Below are 24341 nucleotides of genomic sequence, written 5' to 3'. Positions count from 1 at the left end.
TTTCGCGGGCCACCCCCATCAGGTGATGACCGAAATTATCGACGGCAACGAGGTCGCCCAGGAGATCCGGGACGGCCTCGGCGACGCGATCGCGACGCTGGAGGACGCGGGCGTCACGCCCGCACTGGCGACGGTGCTGATGAGCGACGACCCCGCCAGCGAGACGTACGTCTCGATGAAGCAAGACGACTGCGAGGAGGTCGGCATCGAGGCCCTGGACATCGAGATCTCGCCCGACGCCGACGCCCAGGAGCTGTACGACACGATCGACGAGCTCAACGACGACGAGGCCGTCAACGGCGTTCTCGTCCAGATGCCGGTCCCGGACCACGTGGACGATCGAACGGTCCTGCGGAACATCGACCCCGCTAAGGACGTGGACGGCTTCCACCCGGAGAACGTCGGTCGCCTCGTGGCCGGGAACGCACGCTTCAAGCCGTGTACGCCCCACGGCATCCAGAAGCTCCTCGATGCTGCCGGCGTCGATCCCGAGGGTAAAGACGCCGTCGTCGTCGGTCGCTCCGAGATCGTCGGCAAGCCGATGGCGAACCTCCTGCTCCAGAAAGACGAGGGCGGCAACGCCACGGTGACGGTGTGTCACTCCCGGACCGACGACATGGCCGCCAAGACCCGTGCGGCGGACATCGTGATCGCCGCGGCGGGCGTGCCGGAGCTGATCGACGGCAAGATGCTCACCGAGGGGACGACCGTGATCGACGTGGGCGTCAACCGCGTGGACGTCGACAACGAGAAGGGGTACGAGCTGGTCGGCGACGTGGACTTCGAGAGCGCCAAAGCGAAGGCGAGCGCGATCACGCCGGTCCCCGGCGGCGTCGGCCCCATGACGCGTGCGATGTTGCTGTACAACACCGTGAAGGCGACGGCCCAGCAACACGGCGTCGACGTGGACCTCCCCTGAGATGGCCGAGGGACACGCGGACGACGTGGGCGAGGACGTGGCGCGGTTCGAGTCGACCCAGCGTCTGGACCCCGACGCGTTCAACCACGCCAAGTCACGGCTCGACGGCGGCTACGAGTGTGCCGTCGCGGCCCTCCTGACGGACGCCGACGGACGCGTCCTCCTGGTCTGTGAAGACGGGCGCTGGAGCCTCCCGGGTGGCGAAGTCGGCGGTGACCAGTCACGGGAGGCCGCCCTCCGCGACGCCGTCGCGGCGACGACCGGGCTGGAGCTGACCGTCGGACGGCTGGTGGCCGTCAACGACGTGACCCTGACCGACGGGGACCGCGAGGCCTCGCTCGCGTTCGAGATCTACGACGGCGAGATAGCGGCCGGCGAGCCGGAGCCGGCGCAGGCATCTGTCACCGACGCCGCGTGGCACGACGAGGTGCCCGCCGCGACCGTCGACCGCGACGTGATCGACGAACTGCGGTAAGCTACTGTTCGACGCCGTTGAGCCAGTTGTCGGCCGTCACGAGCGCGCTCTCGTCGCCGGCCGCGAGGTACTGCCCGAGATCTCGCGCGGCGTGGACGAGTCGGTCGGCGTCTTTCGGGTCCACGTCGCCGTCGAGGGCCTCGATCCGTTTGCGGTGGTCTCGTATTCGACCGGATAGCGACCGTGCCTGTGGGTCGGGCTCGTCGTCGAGGTACGCGCGCAGATCACGCTGGTAGGCCTCGACGGCGGCCATCATCGCCAGGCCGTAGGACGGACGCAGTTCCGACGGCACCTCTCGGGGAGCCGGTCGCTCGCCCTCGTCGGCACCCCTGAGTAGCGTGAAGAAGTACAGTTCCTGGGCGTCGGTCGGCTGGAGCGTGCGTGCGATCTCGCTGGCGACGTGGCCGAGTTCGGTCGCAGCCACGAAGGTCTCGTCGAGGGCGAGCAGCGATCCGCCGTCGACGAAGCCGCGCTGACGGACGTACTCCGACGACTGCTCGGCGGCGTCCGTGGCGATCTCTTCGAGCGGTTGCTCGTCGATCGACCCGCGCACCGGCGTCAGATCGTACTCGACGGGGGCGTTCGTGTGGCGCGTGCGGTCGTCGACGCCGACGCTCCGGAGACTCCCGCAGTCGGGACACTCCACGCTGGCCGTCTCGTAGTACGACCAGCGGCTGCCACACGCCTTGCACTCGCGGTGGCCTCGAACCTTCATGGCTCACTGTCGGCGTGGCAGCCTCAAGTTCCTTCCGTCGCCGGGTCGAACGATCGGTATGCGCGAGCAAGCAGCGATCAGAGAGCAGTACGAGTTCCTCTGTGAACAGCTGGACAGCGAGGAGATGAACCACGACCGCGTGCGGATGATGCTGACGCACTATCGGCGCGCACTCGGCTGGGTCCTCGAAGAAGAACACATGTAGCTCGCGATAGTGGTCAGTACAGCGACCTGATCTGGCGGCTGGCGACAGGTTTAAGTTACTCAACGACCCACGACCAAGTGACGCTTCGCTTTGGAGGGCCGAAGCGTCAGCGGGGACCAATTCAGGGCGGCAAGCGAATCGGGCCTTCCGCCTGATTCGCTTTCCACTTTCGTTTCGAAACTCGGTAGTCGCGACGTTATCGCTCGGCGAACGGACGCGAGACGGTCGAGCGACAGCACCGTGAACGCCGCCGTTCAACGGCGGGGTATGATGTATCTGAGATACGTCGACAGATCGCGATATCGTCAGTGCAACAACTATTCCTTCGCACTCATCTGACACCGGCGGATCTGGCGAGAGGTCGCCACGAGCGCGTGATTTCGAAGCGAAGCGAAAACGTCGAGTCGGATCCGATATACTTATTAGATTCCGACAATAAATACGTGATAGACTTTACCGATGTACGACCTGACAGGATTCCAGCGAGACCTCCTGTACGTCATCGCCGGGAAAGAGGAGCCACACGGGCTGGCGATCAAGGAGGAACTCGAAGATTACTACGAGAAAGAGATTCACCACGGCAGGCTGTATCCGAATCTCGATACGCTCGTCGACAAGGGACTCGTGGAGAAAGGGCAGCGCGACCGGAGGACGAACTACTACAGTCTCACGCGACGCGGCCGACGAGAGATCGAGGCACGGCGAGACTGGGAAGACGAGTACGTGGACGTAACGTAACGACGCTGACTGTTGTCAGTCACTGTCACATACGACTGGCACTGTGGAGTGTCGGCATTCGTCACCGGCGAGTCCGCGACAGTGTCAGGCTCCGCTTGGTGTGCCCTCGTCGCCGTCTCTCTCACCGTCGACAGTGCCCTCGCTGTCGGCGTCGTCGGTCAACACGGCCGGATCGACTTCTCTGGCGCGAATCGGTTCGTCAGTCACCAGTTCCGGCAGGACGATCCGTGCGAAGTGCGTGACCAACACCAGCACGATCGGACCGAGGAAGATACCGTACCACCCCCAGATGAGCGGGCCGAGGATGTAGGCGAACATCAGCGCACCGGTGTGGAGTTCTCCGCCCGAGACGTAGGGCCGCACGAGGAGGTCCGGGATCACGTCGACGACGACGAAACTGACCGCGGCGAAGGCGACGACGAACCACCATCCCTCGCCGCTGGTCCCCGCCAAGACGGCGAGATACGCCGCCATCGGGACGTAGACCAGTTTCATTCCGACGATGGGGATCAGACTCGCTCCACCGGCGAGTACGCCCACCAGTGCCGCGTACGGAATAGCGACCGACGGGGGCGCGATCTGGTTGAGCAGCGTGTACACGATGCCACCGACCAGTCCCGTGATCATCGCGTTCAGGATGTTGCCGTAGAACACCTTGTCGAAGCTCTCGTCGACGGCAGCGACGAACTCCTCGAAGACGGTGCGCTCTGCCGTCAGGTGGCCGGCCCAGCCCGCGAACCGGCGGTCGTCCCGGAGCAGGTAGAACGCGAGCGCGAGCATCACGAACAGGTGTAAGAGTCCCGTGCCGACGACCCCGAGGTAGCCAAGCGCCGATTCGAGCGTCGTCGTGATCGTTCCGACGCCGCCGACGTTGTCCAGCAGCGCGGTCGGATCGCTCAACACCGTCAGATTCAGGTACGGCTCGGCCATCTCCAGCAGGTCGTCGATCTGGCTCCCGGACTCGGTACCGTCGATCTCGTCGGCGAAGCGATTCAGTTGCTGGAGAGCGATCACGAGCGTGTAGGCAAGCAACAGGAGCACCGGAAGCACCATCCCGACCAGCGAGACGCCCGCGGCGACCGACGACTGGTCGATCCGTCGCCGGACTCGACGGTAGAGCCGCCGGGTCGCGTAGTAGACGAACAGTCCGAAGACGAAGGTCCCGACGAAGCGATAGGCGACGAAGACGAGGGCGGCGGCGAGCACGAACCCCAGGGCGACCCACGCGGTTCGTGGCCAGTCGACGTCGAACTCGAACTCGACCATGGCACCGTGTTCGATGGACCCCGAAAAAAAGGTCGGGGGTGGATCCGAAACACGGACCGACGGCGGAGATTTATGCCAGGCGTGTGAAACAGTAACTGTGACCGCGCTGACGACAGTCGGACTGAGTCCGGTCGGCGACGAGGTGGGACGCATCGTCCTCGCGGCGGCCCTCGGGATGTTCCTGGGCATCGAACGAGAGTGGTCCCAGAAATCCGCCGGGATTCGTACGTTCGCCCTCCTCAGCCTGCTCGGTGCCGTCTTCACGCTCGTCGAGGCCGACAGCCTGCTCGTGGTCGGCGGCCTGCTCGTCATCGTCCAAGGCGTGTTGCTGGCGGCTGAGGGGCTCCGAGACGAGGCGGCGGGACTGTCCCTGACGACCTCCGTCTCGATGCTGGTCGCCTACGGCGTCGGCGCGCTCGTGATGCAGTCGTACATCCTCGAAGGCGTGACCGTCGCGATCCTCTCGTCGCTCTTGCTGGTGCTCAAACGCGAACTCCACAGCTTCGCCGGGGGGCTCAGCCGCGCCGAGTTGCGGTCTGCGACGGAGTTCGCGATCCTGGCGTTCGTGGTCTACCCGCTGTTGCCCGCCGCTCCGATCCCGGTCTCGGTCGCGGAGCTCTCGCTGGAACTGGAGTTGCGCGTCGCGTGGCTGCTCGTCGTCACCGTCGCGGGCATCGGCATCGCGAACTACGCGATCGTCCAGACCTACGGCGGACGTGGCATCGCAGTGACCGGCTTCTTCGGCGGACTGGCCTCCTCGACGGCCGTCGTCGGGACCATGCTCGACCACGTCCGCCAGCGGCCGGCCGCCGCGAGCTACGCCCTGGCGGCGATCCTGCTGGCCGACGCCGCCATGGCGCTGCGGAATCTCGTCATCGCGATCGCGTTCACGTTCGAGCGAGGAATCCTCTATCAGTCGATCGTCCCGCTCGGTGCCGTCGCGGTCGGGAGCGTCGCCGTCGCGGCCTACGCCGCCGACTGGACTGAGTCGGTCGAGATGGAACTCGACAGTCCGTTCTCGCTCCGTAACGCGCTCGTGTTCGGCGGCATCTTCCTCGTCGTGCTGGTGGCCAGCACGGTCGCGAGAGCCCAGTTCGGTACCGGCGGACTGTACCTGACCGCGTTGCTGTCGGGGCTGGTCTCCAGCGGCGCGGGCACCACCTCGGCGGTGTTGCTCTACCGGGGCGGTGCCGTCGACTCGAACACTGCGACGATCGCCATCTTGCTGGCGACGGCCGCCAGCATCGCGGTGAAAGCCGGCCTGACGATCGCGAGCCCGGACCGTCGCTTCGCCGTCAGAGTGGCGCTCTGGAGCCTCGCGCTGCTGGCCGGCGCGACCGCGGTGACGATCGCGGTGATCGTCTGAGACGGAACGACAACCGTCCGGCGGTGTCTTTTATCACGAGTGGGCGTGTAGTTCGGTAGCATGGATCGTGACAGCGTCGAGCCGGCGGTCGAGGATCTCCCCGGCGAACGCGCCAGCGAGTGGGTCGAGTACCACCACGAGCACGCAGCCCCCAGCACCTACGTCTACGAGTTCGTCTGGGACCGCAACGCACCGGCGATCGGCCCCTTCTGTACCGACGTGGACGGCAACGTCCTGATGGACTGGACCGGCCACGTCGGCGCGATGCCACTGGGGTACAACAACCCCAAAGTGCTCGATCCGCTGTCGGCGTTCGACCTCGTCGAGCCCACGAAGATCGCGGGACAGGACTTCTACGCGACCGGCACCGGTTCCGATCTCCCCGGCGCGGCCGGGCTGATGGATCGCCTGACGAACATCTCCAGTCACTACGGGATGGACACCGTCTTCCTCTCGAACAGCGGTGCCGAGGCGGTCGAGAACGCCATCAAGATCAGCTACGACCACCGCCGGGGCAAGTACGCGATCACCTTCGAAGGTGCCTTCCACGGTCGAACGCTGGGAGCGCTCTCGCTCAACCGCTCGAAGGCGGTGTACCGCAGGCAGTTCCCCGAGATCGCGACGGTCCACGACGTTCCCTTCTGTGACGACCGCCACTGCACGCCCGAGAGCTGTGACTGTGGCTTCTTCACGGGCGACGGCTCGGTGCTGGGGCGGATGCTCGACCCCGAAACCGGCCACGTCGATCCCGACGACGTGTCCTATATCATCTTCGAACCGATCCAGGGCGAGGGAGGGTACCGGTTCCCCAGCGACGCCTTCGCGACGGAAGTCGCCGACATCGCCGAGCGACACGGCGTACCGATCGTCGTCGACGAGGTCCAGACCGGTCTGGGGCGCACGGGCGAGTGGTGGGGCTCGGACCACTACCCGTTCGATCCGGACGTGATCGCCAGCGCGAAGGCGCTCCGTGTCGGCGCGACCATCGCCAGTGAGGACGTGTTCCCCGACGAGAAGGGCCGCCTCTCTTCGACGTGGGGAGCCGGGGACGTGCTCGCGTGCGCCCAGGGCGCGCTCACCATCGACGCCATCGAGGAGTACGATCTGCTCGACAACGCTGTCGAGCGAGGGCGAGCGTTCGTCGAGCGGTTCCGCGACGCGACGGCCCAGTCGGCGGCCGTGGAAGACGTGCGCGGCGAGGGGCTCTTGCTCGCCGTCGAGTTCGACAGCAAGGAACGGCGGCAAGCGGTCATCGAGGCCGCCATGCAGCGCGGGCTGTTGACGCTTGGCTGCGGTCGGAAGACGCTGCGCCTGCTCCCGCCGCTGGACTCGACGCGTCGAGAGATCGAACTGGGCTCCGGGCTGCTCGCGGATGCGGTCGACGCGGTCGCCTGATTCGACACGCGTCGAACGCGCCATGTGGTCTATACGGGCAGCGTGAACTCGCGGACGTAGCGCCAGAGGTAGGAGAGATCGCTCGGCGAGAGGAGGCCGAGGATGTGCCGTCTGCTGCCCTCGTTGACCTTCGAGAGCGTCTCGCGGTCCAGGGCGTTCAGGTCCCGCATGAGCCGATCGTATCGCTCGTTGGGCACGAGATACAGCAGTCGCGTCATGAACAGGCGACGCTCCTGTCTGGGAGCCACGCGTTCGTGCCAGAGATCGTCGTAGACCGCCATCGCTTCGCGGGACGTATCCACGCCCCCGGTGAGACAGCGGTCGGCGGTCATCGCCGCCGCGCGTGCCGAGCGCATCCCCTTGTCGATCCCCTCGCCCCACACGGGATCGACGGAGGGGACCGTGTCGCCGATCGCCACAAACGAGTCGGTACTCATCGATCCTGGCGGCTGGACGTGTGCAGAGCCGCGGACCTGGGTCGACTCGACTCGGCTGGCCTCGGCAAAGCGCGGGTCGCTGTCGAGCCAGTGTTCGAGGTAGCCGTCGACGGTCCGTTCGTCGCTGGCGTGTTCCCGGTATCGCTCGTTCTGGATGTAGCAGACGCCGACCTTGGCCGTGTCGCCGCCGGTGTGGAAGATCCACGAGTAGCCGCCGGGAGCGAAGTCGTGGTCCAGCCGGAGCATCATCGCGTCCGTCAGATCGGCGTAGTCGGGGTGGTCCAGTTCGACGCCCTCGAACTGGTACTCGATGCCGATGGCGTGGTTCCGGCGTTCGAGATCGACGACGCCCAGCTCCTTGGCCAGCGGTGCCGCCGGCCCCGTCGCGTCGACGACGATGTCACCGTAAACCGTCTCGTCGCCGTTGTACCGGACGCCGACGACCGACCCCTCTTCGACGATCGGGTCCCGGACGCGAGCGTCGAACCGATACTCGGCACCCTTCGCCCGGCCGTCGTCTACGAGGAACTGCTTGAACGCCGGGAAGTCCAGCACGAAACCCGGCTGGTCCTGGACGAAGTGGTCGCTCGGGGACTCCAGTACGACGGCGTCGGTCGCGTGCATCACCACGTCGTCCGGGATCCCGAATGCCGTCATCATCGACGCGAACGTCCCGCCCGTGGACTTGTCGCTCCGGGCGGGGAACTCCGCCGCGGTCTCGGTCTCCAGTACGACCACGTCGTACCCGCGGTCGGCGAGGTCTCGCGCACACTGTGCCCCCGCCGGGCCTGCACCGGCGACGACCACGTCGTAGTTGTCACTCATGGCTCTGGGTCAGGCGACCGTGTCGACGGGGACGGTGCGTCGGCGATACGTCGGCGGACAGACAGTAGTGAAGCGCCATAGCGAACTCACGAATCTGTCCGTGGATACGCCAACGACGTAGAAAAGATGTCGAAACACGCTCCCACTTCCAGTTCGTTGTCCCGCCGCCGGCTCGCGCCATCAGTGGGCAGCCATCTGGGACAGGACGTTGACACAGTAGACGCCGCCGACGATGAGGAGGATCCCGACGATTCCCACGGCGTCGATGGGCTCGTCGAAGACGACGACGCCGATCGCTGCGACACCGACGATCCCCAGCGCCGCCCACGTCCCGTAGACGACGCCGATGGGCAACTCTTCGAGCGTCAGCGAGACGAGGTAGAAGGCGACGCCGTAGCCGACGACGACCCCGAGGCTGGGCAACGGCCGCGAAAAGCCGTCTGAGAGCTTCAGGGCGGTCGTGCCGACGAGTTCGGAGACGATCGCACCACCGAGCAGGACGTACGGATGCATACCGCCGGCTGGGGAACCCACCGACATGCAACTGTTGGAACAGGTCGGGACTTGCGACGCGTTTCCCGTCGTGTCTCGCGGCCGTCGCTCTCGGTCCCGTCAGGACCTTCCCGACGGACCAGCGTGTCGTACCGTCGTCCCGATCTCGTATCAGCTATCCGCGGGCGGTCGGTATAGGTGATAGAATAAACATTATCACCCAAATAATAAAACACCCCTTTGAAAATATTTTATGGAGTATATTAATTATCCTTCAACATTAGGTGAGACGCAACTGTTGATCCATTGAATAGCAAGATCTCCATCTAATTCGATATATCGGTTTACTTCGTCATTTTCGTAGGCTTTCTCGTATTTCTGGAGATTTTCAAGATGGTATCCAACATCATCTCTCTCAGGGAAGATATTAGAGAAGACTGTCCAATGAATATCGATGATATTCGACGCCTCCTTCATCGTAATGAATTTTAATTTCTCACGGTCCTCTTCTACGTCTCCGTTCATCCGCTGGGATACCTCAGAGACAACTCCACTGGGTAATAACTCCCAGTAGCTGCCATCGTTGTCTTCTGAGAGTTTTTCGTCAATTAGGTTCCGGATAGTGCCCTTTGCTTGACTGATTTTCTGTTCATCAGTCATAGCATCTTCATCAAGTTCCAGTGACCCACCTATCAACTCCCTCACTTTCTCCATTATCACCGTGCATCTCTGATCTACGAACTTCTTATAGTCATTAGTCCATATCGCGGAACCTTCGTCGTATGGAATAAAGTGAGAGTACATTACTTTGTCAAAGTCCTCTCTGTCCTGATATTTAGAGAAGTATTTTGAGGGAGCAGTGTCTGAAATTTCGTTGTTGATATTCCGTGGGAGAAAAGTGATATCTGCAACGCTCTTTCGATCTTGCTTGTCGAAATCTAGCTGTCGAAGATATGCGTTCGGGAAGATGTGGTGGTTTTCTAATTGGAAGCTGGTGAAGTGGTCTTCACTGAGATCAATTGGTGTTCCGTCCTCAAAGTTGCGCGGATTATTATTGGCTAGAATACACAGAAACGCATTTCGGATACTGGAGTTAGAACGTTTGATATTCGCATTTTTCAGCTTTTCAGGAGTGATAGTCGGAGTGAAGTCAATATTGACATCGTTACCGTCGATGATATTATCTATGATGGAAATGTCTGAACCGATGGTGGTCTGCCGACTTCGCTCCCAGTGATCGGATACTACCACTCTCCAGAAGTACCGGTCTATTTGGTCTTGGTGGCTGGATTTGACCGTCTCCTCCTGAGCTTTGTACATATAATATGCGAGGACTGCGATTAGGCTCTGGTACGGGAGAAATTCGACTCTCTTGATATTATACCGCTGTCTGATATACCGAACAGCATTAATAAAGGCGTCTTTGAGGTCTTGCCAGTTGTCATTAACTTTTTCAGATTCAAGAGACTTCTGAGCCTTCGTCTTCGACTTTTTCTCCAGAGCGAGAGACAACGCCTCGGCTACGGTTTCCCGTTCAACCTTTCCAAATCCTTTGTCCATGAGCGGTTCAACTATATCCTCGTCTATCCTCTGACGTAGATTGAATTGCTCAGACCAGATATTAGCGTGGACAATATCGAATCTGCTTAGATCCTGACCCTCCTGATTTATTCGCTCAAAGATGTCAATCACTTCTTCGAAGTTCGGTGTATCGACCTCAATTATAGGTAATTTGTAATTGTTGAACTGATTGTAGCAGTTCTGAACTCTGAGCTGCCTCTCATCTTCCATACCTTTTGTAACCTCAACTCTCTTCTCATCATCCCAAATGTCTGCCATACTGACTAGACGATCAGCAGATGCACTGGTTAACGTGAATTCCTCATTATCGATGTCGAAGGCAACCCGACTATAATCGTAATCATCAAATTCCAGACCCTTCAGACCCAAGTAGAGAGATGTAAGTCTCTGCTGACCATCCAGTATGAAGCTGATTTCTCTACCAGTCTCCTCTATGGGCGGCTGGTTAAGTTGGTGTAGCTTGCGGAAAAATCTATTCATATCAGTGGGTACCTTCCAAGCAAAAATGCTGCCAATAGGATAGCTGTTATAGACGCTGTCGAAGAGACTAGTTACATCGGACTTCGACCAGACATACTCTCGTTGGAACTGAGGGACGCGGTACTCGCCGTTTGACATCTCGTATATCATACGGCTAAGTGTGGTATCGTTTACATCAAGCGTAGCCTCAGAGGTCATGAGATGCACCTACTAACTGAAAACTAATTACTTGAGGGGTATTATAATTTCACTAGCTCATCGCTATGCGACTCTACATATCCAGAACAGGCAAATATCTGCCATTTTAGTGATGGTTTAGGTTCAACATCTATGTCGCGCTTCTCACTCTTATTCCTAGCTTTACTCGCCCATTACAATGACACAGTCAGAATTCCACTCAGTACGAACACCACGAAATAGTAAACTTACATAGACGGCCCAGATGCTCCACCACCAGCGCCGCCGTAATCAGCCATCCCGTGGGCGGTGCGACGGTACCCACGACGGACCGTCGTCGATCCCGAGTGGCGACGGGTGGCCGTGACACAGCCTCCCGAGAACCACCAGACGGGGTACATATTTACGGACCGGCTCGCAACGAGGGTGCATGACGGAGCTGGGTGCGCTCGGCCTGTCGAGCTACGAGGAGAAGGTGTATCGGACGCTGTTACTGACGGGTGCGGCGACGGCGACCGAGCTCTCCGAGGCCAGCGGCGTTCCGAAAGGTCGCATCTACGACGTGCTCAACGGCCTCGAAGCCCGGAAGGTGGTCCGCCTCCAGTCGAGTGATCCGAAGCAGTACGTCGCCGTCGAGCCGGAGGCCGTCGTCGACAGGCTGCTGGCCGAGCGGGCACACGAACTGCGAGAGGAGTGGCGACACTACCGGGAGCGAGCGGCGGCGGTCCGCACGAACGTGCTCCCGACGCCACCGACAGAGAGCAGCTTCTGGCTGGGCTCGCTGGGCAGCGAGGAGATGCAGACGGCGCTGCAAGAGCACACGCGCACCGCCGAGGAGTTCGTCCACGGCATCGTCGGGACCCCCTACGAGAACGCGACGTGGGAGACGCTCCAGAGAGAGTGGGAGGCCTTCTTCGAGGGCGCGAGCGCGGATTTGACGGTGCAGCTCCTCGTCAGCGAGAAGGTGGCGCTGACGCTGCCCGAGACGTTCGACCGGCTGATCGCCGACCAGTCCGGCGACGTGGCCGTCAGGACGCTGCCCGACGTGGGACTGTCCTTCGACGTCGTCGACGGGATCGGGACGACAATCGACATCCCGCACCCGGTCGCCGCCGACGATCGAATCGGCGTCCTCGGCATCAAGGACTCGGAGATCGTCGAGGAGTTCGAGCGCCACTTCCAGCGGCTGTGGGCCGGTGCAGCGCCGCTCGTCGAGTGAGCGTCCCGTTTCGCGGCCGCCCCTAGAACTGGTAGCGCCGGTCGTCTTTCTCCTGGGCCTGTGGGAACTGGTCCGCGCCAGTCATCTCGTCGAAGGTCATCCCGGAGAGGTACTCGTCGTAGGTACAGTCGTAGCCAGAGCGGAGGTGAAAGTCGAGGTTGCCGGTCTCGACGGCGTTCTGAAAGAGCATGTGGACCGCGCGGCGGACGAGTTCGTCGGGGTCGTCGGGGTCCAGTGCGCTGGTCAGCATCGCCAGTTCGTTGCGCGTCTCGCGGTCCAGCGAGACGGCGAGTTCCGCGCCAAGCTCGGAGTACTGGGCCTGTACGTCGTCGGAGAGATCGTCCAGCGTCATGTTGGGGCGGTGGTCCAGCGCGGGAAAACCTCTTTCGGCCTCCGGCGGTCGGGTGTGGACCGTCACGCACAAGCGCCGTCGCTCGTAACGCCGCGGTAATGACGGAGCTGCCGGGCGCAGTCCCCGAGAACCGCGACGCCGTCCAGCGGGCACTGATCGAGTGGTACGAGGCCGACCACCGGTCTTTTCCCTGGCGCGAGACCGACGACGCCTACGAGATCCTCGTCTCGGAAGTGATGAGCCAGCAGACACAGTTGGGCCGCGTCGTCGACGCCTGGCGCGAGTTCCTCGATCGGTGGCCCGACGCCGAGGCGCTGGCGGCCGCCGACCAGTCCGACGTGGTCGCGTTCTGGACGGCCCACTCGCTGGGGTACAACAACCGGGCGAAGTACCTCCACACCGCGGCCAATCAGGTCCTCGACGAGTGGGACGGCTCTTTCCCCGAGACGCCCGCCGAACTGCAGGAGCTCCACGGCGTCGGCCCCTACACCGCCAACGCGGTCGCCTCGTTCGCGTTCAACGCGGGCGACGCCGTCGTCGACACGAACGTCAAGCGCGTCCTCCACCGCGCGTTCGACGTGCCCGACGACGACGCGGCGTTCGAGGAAGTCGCGGGGGCGCTCATGCCCGACGGCGAGTCCCGCGTCTGGAACAACGCGATCATGGAACTCGGCGGGGTCGCCTGCGAGAAGACGCCGGCCTGCGACGCCGCCGGCTGCCCGTGGCGCGAGTGGTGTGAGGCCTACGACACCGGCGACTTCACCGCGCCGGACGTGCCGACCCAGCCCGATTTCGAGGGGAGCCGCCGGCAGATGCGCGGCCGCGTCGTCAACGTCCTGGGCGAGTACGACCGCCTCGCGCTCGACGAACTCGGCCCGCGCGTCCGTGTCGACTACTCCCCGGACGGTGAGTACGGCCGCGAGTGGCTCCGTGGGCTCGTCGAGGACCTCGCGGACGACGGCCTCGTCAGCGTCGAGGACGGCGACGAGTCGCTGGTAGTCGGTCTCAGCGAGTGAGAACGCACCCGGTGGTACTTGCACGTCCGTGTCCAACGTTCACGTATGACCGTCCAAGCAGATACCGTCCGCGTCTGGCTGGTCGAACGGACCTACTCCGACGACGAGCAGAACCTCGTCATCCTCACGTACGCGACGCCCGACGGCGAGCGGTACTTCCGCAAGGAGCGGGCGCTGACCTCGTTCGGAGACATCCGAGACACGACCGCGGCCGTCGACGCCGAGCCGGGGAACCTCGGGACCGTCGACGACGCGGACCTGCGCGAGCGATACGCGACAGAAGCCCGGCGGATGGCCGACGTTCACGATCCTGACGACCGCATATAGAGCGGTCGCCGACGGCCCTACTACACCAGAGCGGGCGGACGAAGCGTACTCATAAATAAGCCCCAGTCGTCTGAGGCGCTATGACGCGAACGAAAGTCGTCGGCATCTGTGGTAGTCTCCGCGAGGGCAGTTACACCCGACAGAGCCTCCGGGTCGCACTGGCAGCCGCAGCGGTAGCCAGTGGTGACACCGAGTTGCTCGACCTCCGCGAGTGGGACCTCCCCGTGTTCGACCCCGACGCCGAGGACGCTGGCGACGCAGCGGCGTTCCGCGAGCAGATCCGGGCGGCGGACTCGATCCTGCTGGGCACGCCGGTGTATCACGGCTCGTTCTCGACGCCGCTGAAGAACGCGCTGGACTACTGTGGCTTCGACGAGTTCGAGAACAAGACCGTCGGCCTCCTGTGTGTCGCCGGGGGGAGTTTCCCCGTGACGGCGCTGGAGCACCTCCGGTCGGTCGGGCGGTCGCTGGACTGCTGGGTGATCCCGCACCAGGCAGCGGTGCCCCGCGCGGCCAGTGCCTTCGAGGACGGGCGACTCGTCGACGAACAGGTGCGCGAGCGCATCGAGACCCTCGGCCGCGAGGCCGTCCAGTACGCCAGCATCGAGCCCGATCCCCAGAGTATCGAGAGTTGCGAGAACGTCGGCGCGGACGACTGATACCACCGTTCGTTCGTCGCGCTCGGCGTTCGCCGCCTCGGGCGGCGAGTCGATCCATGCACTGACAGCCGTGTGTCAGAAGATCGAGAGCACCGATTCGAACGGAATCGTCCACATCATCGCGTGGTTCAGGGCCGTCACGGCGAGGTTCTCGGTCCGCTCGTAGGCGTACCCCCAGAGCAGACCGCCGGCACCCGTCGAGACGACCGAGTACACCGCGCTGCCGGTCGAGAAGACGGCGAAGACGCCGTGCATGAGGGCGAACGCCGTGGCACTGACGAAGACGACACCGGCCGTCCCGAGGTGTGGCCGCACGCGCCCCTGCACGACGCCTCTGAAGAGGAGTTCCTCTGCGGGAGCCGCGACAGCGTACAGTCCGAGGAGCGCGACGATCCAGAGCGCCGGGCGGTCGAAGAGCAGCGCGACGGTCCCGCTGGTCTCGTGAGTCGGGACCGAGAGACCGATCGCCGGCAAGACGACACCCAGGAGCACCGAGGTCGCCCAGAGACCGAGCGGCAAGGCGGCGATCCAGCCGAGGTCTCGGATCGTCGGAATCCGGACCCGAACGTACCGGTGCCGGTCCTCGACACGCCACAGGTACGCGACGGCGACGACGGCGAAGCCGATCTGGACACCGGAGCCCAGAACCGTGAAGGCGTCCGTCTCCGCGACGCCGAACAACGAACCCGAGAGCTGAAACACCGCGACGCCGCCGAAGCCAGCGATCCAGCCGCAAACAGCGAGGAGGAGGGCCGAAGCGACCGCCAGCGGCGTGTCGCCGATGGCCGACGACGGCAACCGCTCGGGGAAGACGCTCACGCGTCTCCCCCCAGCTCACCAACGGCGAGGCGACGTCGCTCGTGTGTTCGGGTGCGATGCGCCAGAGTGCCGTCCTCCGGGCGCGGAGGTCGTGGGCCGTCGTCAGCCATCACCACCTCGTACCACGAGGGGGCACAAGAACGGGGAGCTCCGTTTATTTCCGAATCGGGAGGTGGACGAGTGTACACTGGCGTTCGTCGACCGCGTATACGGTCGTACACCGCCCTCGAAGCGGTCCACAGCAGGCGATCTGTTCGGGCCCGTCCCTCGAATGTCGACACGATTAAGAGCGCGTCAGCAATAAATTCGCCCGTCTTGCCAGAGAAACCGGCCGCCCTGCTCACGAAGACACAGCGAGAGCGCATCGCGAGTGACTTTCGCGGACTGTCGGACGCCAAGCGCCGCCGCGATCAGCGACAGATTCGCGAACGCGTCGCCGCCGGGCTCGACGACTTCGGGTACCTGGTCGACTATCCGGACGAGCAGTTCGAACTCGCGTTCGACCAGTACGACGACGAGACCGTCGAACAGATGCTCGGGGAGCTGTCGCTCGTGACCGAGCGTCTCCGCCTCCTCCACGACATCGAACGGGAGACGGTGGTCGGTCGTGCGCGGGGCCGCGTCGCGGACATCGAGACGAACGAACGGACACTGGCGGCGCTCGACGTCGACGAGGCAGTCGGGGGCGGCGACGCCACCGCCAGAGCGGGCGATCGAGACCGGCTCCGTCGGCGCTCCACGCAGTCCCTGAAGCTGGGTATCGCTGTTGGAATTCCCGGAGCCCTGTTCGCGGCGATCCCACCGGGGACCGTGCCCGCGGCGGTCGACGGTCCCGTGGTACTGCTCTCCTTTCTGTTCGCTGGTGCCACGCTGGGCATCGGGCTGGCGGGCATCGCGCTCCACGGCATCAAGCACGACCTCCTCCCGGCTCTGCGACGCTTCCGAGAGAGTCCGCGGGACGCACTCCGGGCAGCGTGGGAGCGACTGTGACCGTCGGGAAAGGAAACTGACTAACGCTCGCTGGACCTACGGCGAACCGTGACACAGTGGGTCGAGAACCCGACGGGCGGGCGCGACCGCGGCCCGATTGCACTCGTTCGCGCGTGGGTCGAGATACTCTTGCGACCGCAGCGGTTCTTCCAGACGGGGATCGCACCCGGCGATCAGGCACCGGCACTCGTCTTCATCGCCGTCGTCGTCCTCGTCGAGGAGGCGTCGCGGTTCGCGGTCGTCGAACTCGCTCAGCGCGGACAGCTGTCGCTCGGGCCGTACGACTACCCGGTGATCGGTGATCTGGAACCACTGATGGCGCTGCTGGCGCTGGTCGCCATCGTCGTCTTCGTTGCGCCCGCGGTGCTCCACCTCACGGCGGCCGCCCAGACGCTCCTGTTGGCACCGCTGGCACCGGATCGGGGCGGCATCAGCGAGACCGTGCAGGTGATCGCCTACGCGACAGCGCCGTGTGTGTTCGCCGGGCTCCCGATCCCGGAGGTGCGGATCGCCTGTGGTCTCTGGGGTGCCGGGCTGTACGTCTACGGAATGAGGACGATCCACACCCTCTCGCTCCCGCGCGCCCTCGTCGTCAGCGCCGTTCCCGCGGCCGTCCTCTTTGGCTACGGCTTTCGCGCGTTCGCGGCGGGCAATGCGTTGTTGTAGCGCCCGGACACGTCGAACAGTTTAGGTGGCTGCCGGCCGGCTCCTCGAATATGCTCACGCTCGACCTCGACGACTTCATGTTCGAACTCAAAGACGGCGCACTCAAGCACGTCGGCCCCTCGAACCGGACCGCGACCGCGAAGATGTACGATGTCGAAGGCATCGACGTACGGGAGTTCGGCGACGAGCGCGTCAAGCTCGCCTTCGAGGACGACGACGGCAGCCAGTTCGAGATCGCTCTCGCGCCCGAGCAGGCAAGCGAGGTGGCGCGTGGCATCGAGATGCTCGAATCGGAGAGCCAGATCTACGAGTAGCGGGACGGAACCGACCGACGGCAGGCCCAGCCCGGCCGATCGGCGAGCGACGAGGATTTCGACAACCGTTTTAGTGCCGAAATGCTTTCACCGGTCAATGGGTTCGTGTATCATCTGTGGCACCTCCGTCGACGGTCACATCTGTGACCTCCACGAGGAGGACGTCCTGTTCGAATTCCGAGGCGACCATCCGAATCAACTGACGACCAATCGATACTACCGCGGCTCCGTCGACGGCTTCGCCGAGTTCGGCGTCTTCGTCGACATCGGCGATCGCGTGACCGGGCTGCTCCACCGCAGCGAGCTGGATCAGCGACTCGACTCGCTGGACTGGGAGCCGGGCGACACCGTCTTCGTGAAGGTGAAAAACGTCCGGGACAACGGCAACATCGACCTCGGCTGGTCGATCCGACAGGCCGAGCGAGAGTTCCGCGGCACGCTGATCGACGATCCCGAGTTCGACACGGCGCGACTCGCCGAAAACGTCGAGGAGGACGAGTCGGGAAACGGGCGTGAGGAGCCGGCGGCGGACGCCGACTCCGAACCGTCGCCCGACGAGCAAGCCGTCGAAGCGACGACCGACACAGACTCCTCGCCCGACGACCAGACCGCCGAAGCGACGAGTGACTCCGAACCGTCGGCCGACACCGCCGAAACGACGACCGACGCCGACGCGGCGAAGATCAGCCAGGCCGACGACAGCGAGCGCGTCGAACGAAGCGCCAGCGTCGTCGGACAGGGCAGTACGGCGACGACCGAGAGCGACGACACGTCGGCCGACGCCGAGAGCGACGATGCAGTCGACCACCAGCGAGACCACCCCGTCGTGACGGTCGACAGCCTGGACAACCACGAAGGCGACGACGTTCGCCTCGAAGGCGAGATCGTCAACGTTCGCCAGACCAGCGGACCGACGGTGTTCGAGCTCCGGGACGAGACCGGGACCGTCGACTGTGCGGCCTTCGTCGAGGCGGGCGTCCGCGCCTACCCCGACATCGTCGAAGAGGACATCGTCCGACTGGACGGCGACGTGCGCCGTCGCCGCGGCGAGATTCAGGTCGAGACCGAGACACTCGTCGCGCTCGACGGCGACGAACGCCAGACCGTCGTAGACCGGATGGCCGACGCGCTCGACGACCGCGCCCGGCCCGCCGCCGTCGACGCACTCGCCGAGGACCCGACGATCGAGGCACTGGCCGACGATCTCGTCGACGCCGCGACGGCGATCCGGCGCGCGGTCATCACCGACCGCCCGGTGATCGTCCGCCACTCCGCGACCGCCGACGGCTACGTCGCTGGCGTGGCCCTCGAACGGGCGACACTCCCGCTGGTCGCCGACGAGCACCGCCGAGCCGACGCGCAGTACCACTACTTCGATCGCCGACCGCTGGAAGGCGGCGTCTACGACATGCAAGACGCCACCAAGGACGTGACGAACATGCTCGAAAACCGGGAGCGCCACGACGAGAAGCTCCCGCTGTTCGTCTTCGTCGCCGCCGGTGGGACCCGCGAGAGCCTCGACGGCTTCGATCTGCTCGACGTGTACGGCGCACCCCGCGTCGTGATCGACGACGCCGTCGCCGACGAAGCGATCGCCGACTCGGTCGACACGCTCGTCAGCCCGTCGCTGGCCGGCGCGTCCCCGACGACGGCGACGGCGCTGGCGGCCAACGTCGCCGCCCACGTCAACGAGCACGTACAGGACGATCTCGTCCACCTGCCGGCAGTCAGCTTCTGGGACGAGACGCCAGCGTCCTACCTCGACGCCGCGGCCGAGGCGGGCTACGACGAAGCCTCGGTGACGGAGCTTCGCGACGCGGTCGCGCTGGAAGCGTACTACCAGTCCTACGAGGACAAGCGCGAGCTCATCAAGGACCTGCTGTTCGGTGACGACGAGGACGACGTGACCGGGCTCGCCGGCAACGTCGCCGAGCAGTTCCGCGAGAAGCTCGCGACGGAGGTCGACACCGCGACGGCCAACATCGAACACGAGGCGATCGGCGGGACGACCGTCGCCGTCCTCGACACCGACGCCTTCACGCACCGCTACGACTTCCCGCCGTCGACGATCCTGCTCGACGAGCTGTTCCGGCAGGCCGACAGCGAGACGGACGCACTCGTCGGCGTCGCCGACGACACCCTGTTCGTGCGGGCCGACGAGACGGTCGACGTACACGATCTGGCCGACGCGATCGACGAGGGCGCACCGGAAGCCGCCGTCCGGACACGCAGCGCCCGCGAGCAGTCGATCCGATTCCTCTCGGGCGAGCGCGACGCCGTGATCGACGCGACGCTGGCCGTCGTCGGCGAGCGGTTCTGACGGCCCGACTATCACGACAGCGGCGGTCGAGCAGACACAGCCTCTTTGTGCCGTCGACGAAATCCCCCAGCTATGGCCTTCCCCGCACCAGAAGCTATGCTCGTGTCGGCGACACTGTTGCTCCCCGCGCTCGTACTCGTCGTCGTCGGCTGGCGAGGAGGGATTCGGCGCTGGAAGCTCCCGCTCGTCGCCGGTGTCTGGCTTGCAGTAGTCGCAAATTTAGCGAACACAGTGATCGACTCGGGGTCGCTGCCGAGCGGCCTCGATCGGACGCTCGTGGGCGTCTTGGTCGTGGTCGCGTCGCTCCTGGGCATCGCACTGAGCGTCTACGGCTGGCGACGCTACAGGACCGACCCGGACGCGACTGTCGATCTCTCACCGCCCCGGTAGTCGTCGACGGACCACCAGAACGCTCTTGCAGTCGGTCGGCGAACGCCGCGTATGGACGATCAAGTCCTCGATACGGACGCCCTCGACTGGCAGGAGTACGATCACGGGACTCGCTCGTTCAGGGGCAAGCGCTTCACGCGAGCCAGCGCCGCCAGCGAGCTGGGCTGTAGCCTCTACGAGATCGAGCCAGAATCTCGGGGCTGGCCCGCCCACTACCACGAGGGCAACGAGGAGGCGATCTTCGTCCTCGACGGCGACGGGACGCTGTGGCTCGGGAGCGACCGCGAGGAACGCGACCTCGAAGCGGGCGACTTCGCGGTCTTTCCCCGGAGCGAGGCCGGGCAGCACGAACTCGAAGCCGGGCCGGACGGGCTCCGGTATCTCGCGATGTCGACGATGAACGAGCCCGACATCACGGTCTACCCGGACAACGACGCGGTCGGCGTGTTCGCGGGATCGCCACCCGGCGGCCAGAAGGGCGAGCGCCGACTCTCGAAGTACCTCGATCTCGACGCCGAGGTGCCGTACTGGGACGACGAGGACGGCGACGGCCGGCGGGAGGAGTAGCGACACGCTTATTCGCGCGAGCGAACGAACTGTGACAACGGCAATGAGCACCGAGACGGGCGATCCCACCGAGTCCGAGGCGTTCGAGCAGGTCTGTGCAGAGCTGGTCGACCGCATCCTCGCGGGCGAACTGGAGCGCGAGGACGTGGAGAGCGCCAAGATGGAGGTCTGTTCGAAGTACTCCGCACCGAAGGTCCCGAAGAACTCGGAAATCCTCGACTACGCGCCGCTGGAACGACGCGAAGAGCTGGAGGAAGTGCTCCAGCGCAAGCCGGTGCGGACCGCCTCGGGGGTCTCGCCGATCGCGGTGATGACCTCGCCCCACCGGTGCCCACACGGGAAGTGTCTCTACTGTCCCGGTGGTCCCGATTCTGAGTTCTCGTCCTCGCAGTCTTACACCGGCCACGAGCCCGCGGCCGCCCGCGGCGTCCAGAACGACTACGACCCCTACGGACAGGTCACCCTGCGGCTGAACCAGTTGCGCGAGATCGGCCACCCCGTCGACAAGGCCGAACTGATCCTGATGGGCGGGACGATGACCGCACGGAGCCACGACTACCAGGAGTGGTTCGTCAAGCGCGCCATCGAAGCGATGAACGACTTCGACACCGAGGCCCAGCCAGCGCCCGCAGAGGGCGAGAGCTTCGCGCAGGACCCCGACGAGTACGACTTTCGCTACCTTGAGGACGTGATCGCGGAGAACGAGACCGCCGACGTGCGAAACGTCGCCACGACGTTCGAGACGAAGCCCGACTGGTGCGATCCCGAGCAGATCGATCGGATGCTCCGGCTGGGCGGGACGAAGGTGGAGGTCGGCGTCCAGACCACCTACGAGCGGATCAACCGGGAGATGCACCGCGGCCACGGCGTCCAGGCCAGCGTCGACGCGAACCGCCGGCTGCGAGACTCGGCGTTCAAGGTCGGCTTCCACATGATGCCCGGCCAGCCCGGCATGTCCAAGGAGATGTGTCTGGAGGACTTCCGGCGCATCTTCGAGGACAGCAAGTGGCGACCGGACTACCTCAAGATCTACCCGACGCTGGTCGTTGAGGGGACCGTCACCTACGACTGGTGGCGCAAAGACGAGTTCGAGCCCCTGGACAACGACGAGGCCGCGGAGCTCGTCGCCGAGATCAAGTCGATGATCCCGAAGTACACCCGCCTCCAGCGCGTCCAGCGTGACATCCCCGCGGACTTCATCGAGGGCGGCGTCTGGAAGTCGAATCTCAGACAGCTCGCCCGACAGCGCATGGACGAGCACGGCTGGACCTGCGACTGCATCCGCTGTCGCGAGGTCGGGATGAACGACGAGGACCCCGAACGGATCGAGAAGGACGTCATGACCTACGAGGCTGCCGGCGGGACCGAACACTTCATCAGCTTCGAGGATCCCGACAAGGACCTGCTCGTGGGCTTCTGTCGCCTCCGATTCCCGAACGACCCGGTTCGACGCGAACTGCAAAACGCCGCGCTCGTGCGGGAACTCCACGTCTACGGCAGCCAGGTCGGCCTCGGGAGCGCCAGCGAAGACGACCAACACCAGCACGAGGGATACGGTCGCCGACTGCTCGCGACGGCGGAGGAACTGGCGGCCGACGCCGGCTACGACAAGCTCGCGGTCATCTCCGGTATCGGCGTCCGGCAGTACTACCGCGAGAAGCTCGACTACAAGCAAGACGGGCCGTACGTCAGCAAGCGGCTGTGACCGGACGAACGGAGTGAGTCCGGCTTTTTCACCCATGTCCTGCCGTCGTGAAACCGGGCGACAGCCATTAGCGTGGGGCCGGCGTACGGTCGGCAATGGCACGGAGGTTGATCGACGGGGTGTGGGAGCTCGATCTGGGACTACTGCCGCCGCTGGCGTCGAACGCGTTTCTCCTCGACGAGCGGGAGATGGACGGCACCGACGGCGAGGCGGTGACGCTGTGTGACACCGGCCTGTTCTGGAACGAGCCCTCGATCAGAGACGAACTCGCAGCCGTCGGTTGCGAGCCCGGCGATCTCGACCGCGTCCTGTTGACTCACTACGATCTGGACCACGTCGGCGGGCTCGAACGGCTGCAACCGGAGTTTACCGGCCCGGTCTTTCTCGGGCGAGCCGACTACGAGCTGGTCGAGAACGGCGCACCGCCGCCGTCGAACAACCACAAGGGGCTGTTCCACCGCGCCGCTCGGACGCTCTGTCCGCTGCCCGACGGGATCGACCTGCGGCCGGTCGACGACGGCGACGCCGTCGGTCAGTTCACCAGCTACGCGACACCGGGGCACAACCCGGGACACACGGTGTACGTCCACGACTGCGGCGTGGCGCTGCTCGGCGACCTCGTCTGGGAGGAGGGCGGTGCGATGACGACGCCGATCTGGTTCGACTCCTACGACATGGATCGGGTCCGGGCGTCCGTCCGGGAGTTCGCCGCGCGGGCACCCGCCTTCGAGGTGGCGGCGATGGCCCACGGGACGCCGTTCGTCCGCGACGGTGACGACGTGCTGGGCGCACTCGCCGCGACCCTCTGACCGATCGAACGAGCGGGTTTTTGTACTGTCCGTGCGGAGATCTGTCTATGCAACGATCAGTCGCGATCGTCGGTGCGGGCGCGGCCGGTGCGGCGGCGGCGTACGCGCTCCGGGAACACCCCGCGGACGTGACCGTCTTCGAGAAGAGCGGCGGTGTCTGCGGCCGTGCCGCGACCCGGCGGCGCGACGGCTGTGTCTACGAGTACGGTGCCAACTACCTGACTGCCGACGACGACCGCGTGACCGAACTGGTCACCGAGGAACTCCCGACCGAGGGGCTCACCGAGATCGACGAGCCCGTGTGGGGGTTCGATTCTGACGGGGCGATACGCGATGCGCCGACGCGATCCGCGGAACAGGTGAGCGAGGATCGCGACGAACAGACGACGCGGTGGACCTACGAACAGGGGATCACCCAGCTCGCGAAGCGGCTGTTCGCGGCCGGCGACGCGACGGTCCACCGGCACACGCGCGTCGAGTCACTGGCGCGAAGCGAGGCGGGCTGGCGTGTCACCGACGCCGACGGCGGAACCTACGGCCCGTTCGACGCCACGCTCCTGACGCCACCGGGTCCACAGACCGCGGACCTGCTGGGTCAGTCGGAGTGGCGACACGCCGACCGACGGCGGCTCAGGCAGGCCGCCGCCTCCGTTCCCTATCGCACCGTCGTCGCCGGTCTGTTGCACTACGATTTCGAACTCGACCGCCCGTACTACGGACTGGTCAGCGAAGCCGGGGATCACGACGTGGGTTGGATCGGCCGCGAAGAGTGCAAGGCGGGGCACGTCCCCGACGGCGAGACGCTCCTGTTGGTCCAGATGGCACCGGACTGGTCGGTCACCCACTACCGTGACGACGACGCCGCGCTGACCGACGCGATCGCAGACGCGACAGCGACACTGCTGGACGACGACCGACTGACCGAGCCCGACTGGACCGACCACCAGCACTGGCGGTACGCGCTGCCGGACGACGGCGTTGCGGCGGACGCCCTGGAGGCGGCGCCAGCCCACGACCTCTTTGTGGCCGGCGACTGGGTCGCGGGCGAGGCGCGGCTCCACGCCGCCGTCCGGAACGGCCTGAGAACCGGCGAGCGAATCGGCGAGCACCTGTAGCG

Annotated in this window: 26 protein-coding genes; 19 read left to right on the top strand and 7 right to left on the bottom strand. The window is 64.7% G+C overall.

Features of this window, described 5'->3' with window-relative positions; genetic code table 11:
• Nucleotides 1-25 precede the first annotated feature (25 nt).
• Nucleotides 26-919, top strand: coding sequence for a bifunctional methylenetetrahydrofolate dehydrogenase/methenyltetrahydrofolate cyclohydrolase (locus IL252_RS10380; RefSeq protein WP_208627941.1), 894 nt, complete (start codon nt 26-28; stop codon nt 917-919).
• A 1-nt stretch (nt 920) separates the two neighbouring features.
• Entirely contained in the window at nt 921-1394 is a 474-nt protein-coding gene (locus tag IL252_RS10375; RefSeq protein ID WP_208627940.1) for an NUDIX domain-containing protein, read from the top strand.
• A 1-nt stretch (nt 1395) separates the two neighbouring features.
• On the opposite strand, the gene IL252_RS10370 is transcribed toward IL252_RS10375, so the two are convergent.
• Nucleotides 1396-2109, bottom strand: a complete 714-nt coding sequence (locus tag IL252_RS10370) for a TFIIB-type zinc ribbon-containing protein (RefSeq protein WP_208627939.1) — start codon at nt 2107-2109, stop codon at nt 1396-1398.
• 58 nt (nt 2110-2167) lie between these two features.
• On the opposite strand from IL252_RS10370, the gene IL252_RS10365 reads away from it, so the two are divergent.
• Nucleotides 2168-2314, top strand: a complete 147-nt coding sequence (locus IL252_RS10365) for a hypothetical protein (protein ID WP_170094198.1) — start codon at nt 2168-2170, stop codon at nt 2312-2314.
• A 459-nt stretch (nt 2315-2773) separates the two neighbouring features.
• Nucleotides 2774-3052, top strand: coding sequence for a PadR family transcriptional regulator (locus IL252_RS10360; RefSeq protein WP_015763165.1), 279 nt, complete (start codon nt 2774-2776; stop codon nt 3050-3052).
• 84 nt (nt 3053-3136) lie between these two features.
• Here IL252_RS10360 and IL252_RS10355 read toward each other — a convergent pair whose 3' ends face one another.
• On the bottom strand, nt 3137-4318 hold the full coding sequence (locus IL252_RS10355) for an AI-2E family transporter (protein WP_208627938.1): 1182 nt from the start codon (nt 4316-4318) through the stop codon (nt 3137-3139).
• Between the two features lie 97 nt (nt 4319-4415).
• On the opposite strand from IL252_RS10355, the gene IL252_RS10350 reads away from it, so the two are divergent.
• Nucleotides 4416-5684, top strand: coding sequence for a DUF4010 domain-containing protein (locus IL252_RS10350; protein WP_208627937.1), 1269 nt, complete (start codon nt 4416-4418; stop codon nt 5682-5684).
• A 60-nt stretch (nt 5685-5744) separates the two neighbouring features.
• Nucleotides 5745-7079 carry an aminotransferase class III-fold pyridoxal phosphate-dependent enzyme gene (locus IL252_RS10345; protein WP_208627936.1) on the top strand — a complete coding sequence of 445 codons (1335 nt, stop codon included), beginning with the start codon at nt 5745-5747 and terminating at the stop codon, nt 7077-7079.
• A 29-nt stretch (nt 7080-7108) separates the two neighbouring features.
• On the opposite strand, the gene IL252_RS10340 is transcribed toward IL252_RS10345, so the two are convergent.
• From IL252_RS10340 to IL252_RS10330, 3 genes are all read right to left on the bottom strand, one after another.
• Entirely contained in the window at nt 7109-8341 is a 1233-nt protein-coding gene (locus IL252_RS10340) for a digeranylgeranylglycerophospholipid reductase (RefSeq protein ID WP_208627935.1), read from the bottom strand.
• Between the two features lie 180 nt (nt 8342-8521).
• On the bottom strand, nt 8522-8854 hold the full coding sequence (locus IL252_RS10335; protein ID WP_170094193.1) for a multidrug efflux SMR transporter: 333 nt from the start codon (nt 8852-8854) through the stop codon (nt 8522-8524).
• A 246-nt stretch (nt 8855-9100) separates the two neighbouring features.
• A complete protein-coding gene (locus IL252_RS10330) occupies nt 9101-11092 on the bottom strand; it encodes a DUF262 domain-containing protein (protein ID WP_208627934.1) in 1992 nt (663 codons plus the stop codon).
• A gap of 409 nt (nt 11093-11501) precedes the next feature.
• On the opposite strand from IL252_RS10330, the gene IL252_RS10325 reads away from it, so the two are divergent.
• Entirely contained in the window at nt 11502-12290 is a 789-nt protein-coding gene (locus IL252_RS10325; protein ID WP_153553394.1) for a TrmB family transcriptional regulator, read from the top strand.
• A gap of 22 nt (nt 12291-12312) precedes the next feature.
• Here IL252_RS10325 and IL252_RS10320 read toward each other — a convergent pair whose 3' ends face one another.
• Nucleotides 12313-12642 carry a hypothetical protein gene (locus IL252_RS10320; protein ID WP_153553395.1) on the bottom strand — a complete coding sequence of 110 codons (330 nt, stop codon included), beginning with the start codon at nt 12640-12642 and terminating at the stop codon, nt 12313-12315.
• A 98-nt stretch (nt 12643-12740) separates the two neighbouring features.
• Here IL252_RS10320 and IL252_RS10315 point away from each other — a divergent pair, with 98 nt between their 5' ends.
• The 3 genes from IL252_RS10315 to IL252_RS10305 all read left to right on the top strand — a co-directional run bounded on the left by IL252_RS10315 (nt 12741) and on the right by IL252_RS10305 (nt 14644).
• Nucleotides 12741-13658: an A/G-specific adenine glycosylase gene (locus IL252_RS10315; RefSeq protein WP_208627933.1), complete on the top strand. Its 918-nt coding sequence runs from the start codon at nt 12741-12743 to the stop codon at nt 13656-13658.
• A 45-nt stretch (nt 13659-13703) separates the two neighbouring features.
• Nucleotides 13704-13985, top strand: a complete 282-nt coding sequence (locus IL252_RS10310) for a hypothetical protein (protein ID WP_208627932.1) — start codon at nt 13704-13706, stop codon at nt 13983-13985.
• A gap of 80 nt (nt 13986-14065) precedes the next feature.
• The gene (locus IL252_RS10305; RefSeq protein WP_208627931.1) at nt 14066-14644 is read left to right on the top strand and encodes an NADPH-dependent FMN reductase; all 579 of its coding nucleotides are present in this window, start codon (nt 14066-14068) and stop codon (nt 14642-14644) included.
• Between the two features lie 75 nt (nt 14645-14719).
• Here IL252_RS10305 and IL252_RS10300 read toward each other — a convergent pair whose 3' ends face one another.
• The gene (locus tag IL252_RS10300) at nt 14720-15463 is read right to left on the bottom strand and encodes a CPBP family intramembrane glutamic endopeptidase (protein WP_208627930.1); all 744 of its coding nucleotides are present in this window, start codon (nt 15461-15463) and stop codon (nt 14720-14722) included.
• 315 nt (nt 15464-15778) lie between these two features.
• Here IL252_RS10300 and IL252_RS10295 point away from each other — a divergent pair, with 315 nt between their 5' ends.
• From IL252_RS10295 to IL252_RS10255, 9 genes are all read left to right on the top strand, one after another.
• Nucleotides 15779-16453, top strand: coding sequence for a hypothetical protein (locus IL252_RS10295; protein ID WP_208627929.1), 675 nt, complete (start codon nt 15779-15781; stop codon nt 16451-16453).
• Nucleotides 16454-16501: 48 nt separating this feature from the next.
• Nucleotides 16502-17119 carry a YIP1 family protein gene (locus IL252_RS10290; RefSeq protein WP_208627928.1) on the top strand — a complete coding sequence of 206 codons (618 nt, stop codon included), beginning with the start codon at nt 16502-16504 and terminating at the stop codon, nt 17117-17119.
• Nucleotides 17120-17169: 50 nt separating this feature from the next.
• Nucleotides 17170-17433 carry a hypothetical protein gene (locus IL252_RS10285; RefSeq protein WP_208627927.1) on the top strand — a complete coding sequence of 88 codons (264 nt, stop codon included), beginning with the start codon at nt 17170-17172 and terminating at the stop codon, nt 17431-17433.
• A 97-nt stretch (nt 17434-17530) separates the two neighbouring features.
• A complete protein-coding gene (locus IL252_RS10280; protein WP_208627926.1) occupies nt 17531-19753 on the top strand; it encodes a DHH family phosphoesterase in 2223 nt (740 codons plus the stop codon).
• Between the two features lie 72 nt (nt 19754-19825).
• Complete coding sequence (locus IL252_RS10275; protein ID WP_208627925.1) at nt 19826-20143, top strand: hypothetical protein; 318 nt, start codon at nt 19826-19828, stop codon at nt 20141-20143.
• A 51-nt stretch (nt 20144-20194) separates the two neighbouring features.
• Entirely contained in the window at nt 20195-20710 is a 516-nt protein-coding gene (locus tag IL252_RS10270; protein WP_208627924.1) for a cupin domain-containing protein, read from the top strand.
• A 43-nt stretch (nt 20711-20753) separates the two neighbouring features.
• Complete coding sequence (locus IL252_RS10265; protein WP_153553407.1) at nt 20754-22415, top strand: tRNA uridine(34) 5-carboxymethylaminomethyl modification radical SAM/GNAT enzyme Elp3; 1662 nt, start codon at nt 20754-20756, stop codon at nt 22413-22415.
• A 95-nt stretch (nt 22416-22510) separates the two neighbouring features.
• Complete coding sequence (locus IL252_RS10260; RefSeq protein ID WP_208627923.1) at nt 22511-23224, top strand: MBL fold metallo-hydrolase; 714 nt, start codon at nt 22511-22513, stop codon at nt 23222-23224.
• A 47-nt stretch (nt 23225-23271) separates the two neighbouring features.
• Complete coding sequence (locus IL252_RS10255) at nt 23272-24339, top strand: NAD(P)/FAD-dependent oxidoreductase (protein WP_208627922.1); 1068 nt, start codon at nt 23272-23274, stop codon at nt 24337-24339.
• Nucleotides 24340-24341: the final 2 nt, after the last annotated feature.

The organism is Halomicrobium sp. IBSBa, assembly GCF_017612575.1.
In the GTDB taxonomy this organism is placed as follows: domain Archaea; phylum Halobacteriota; class Halobacteria; order Halobacteriales; family Haloarculaceae; genus Halomicrobium.
Note: the sequence above shows the minus strand (reverse complement) of the source record. Positions and strands in the feature narration are given on the sequence as shown.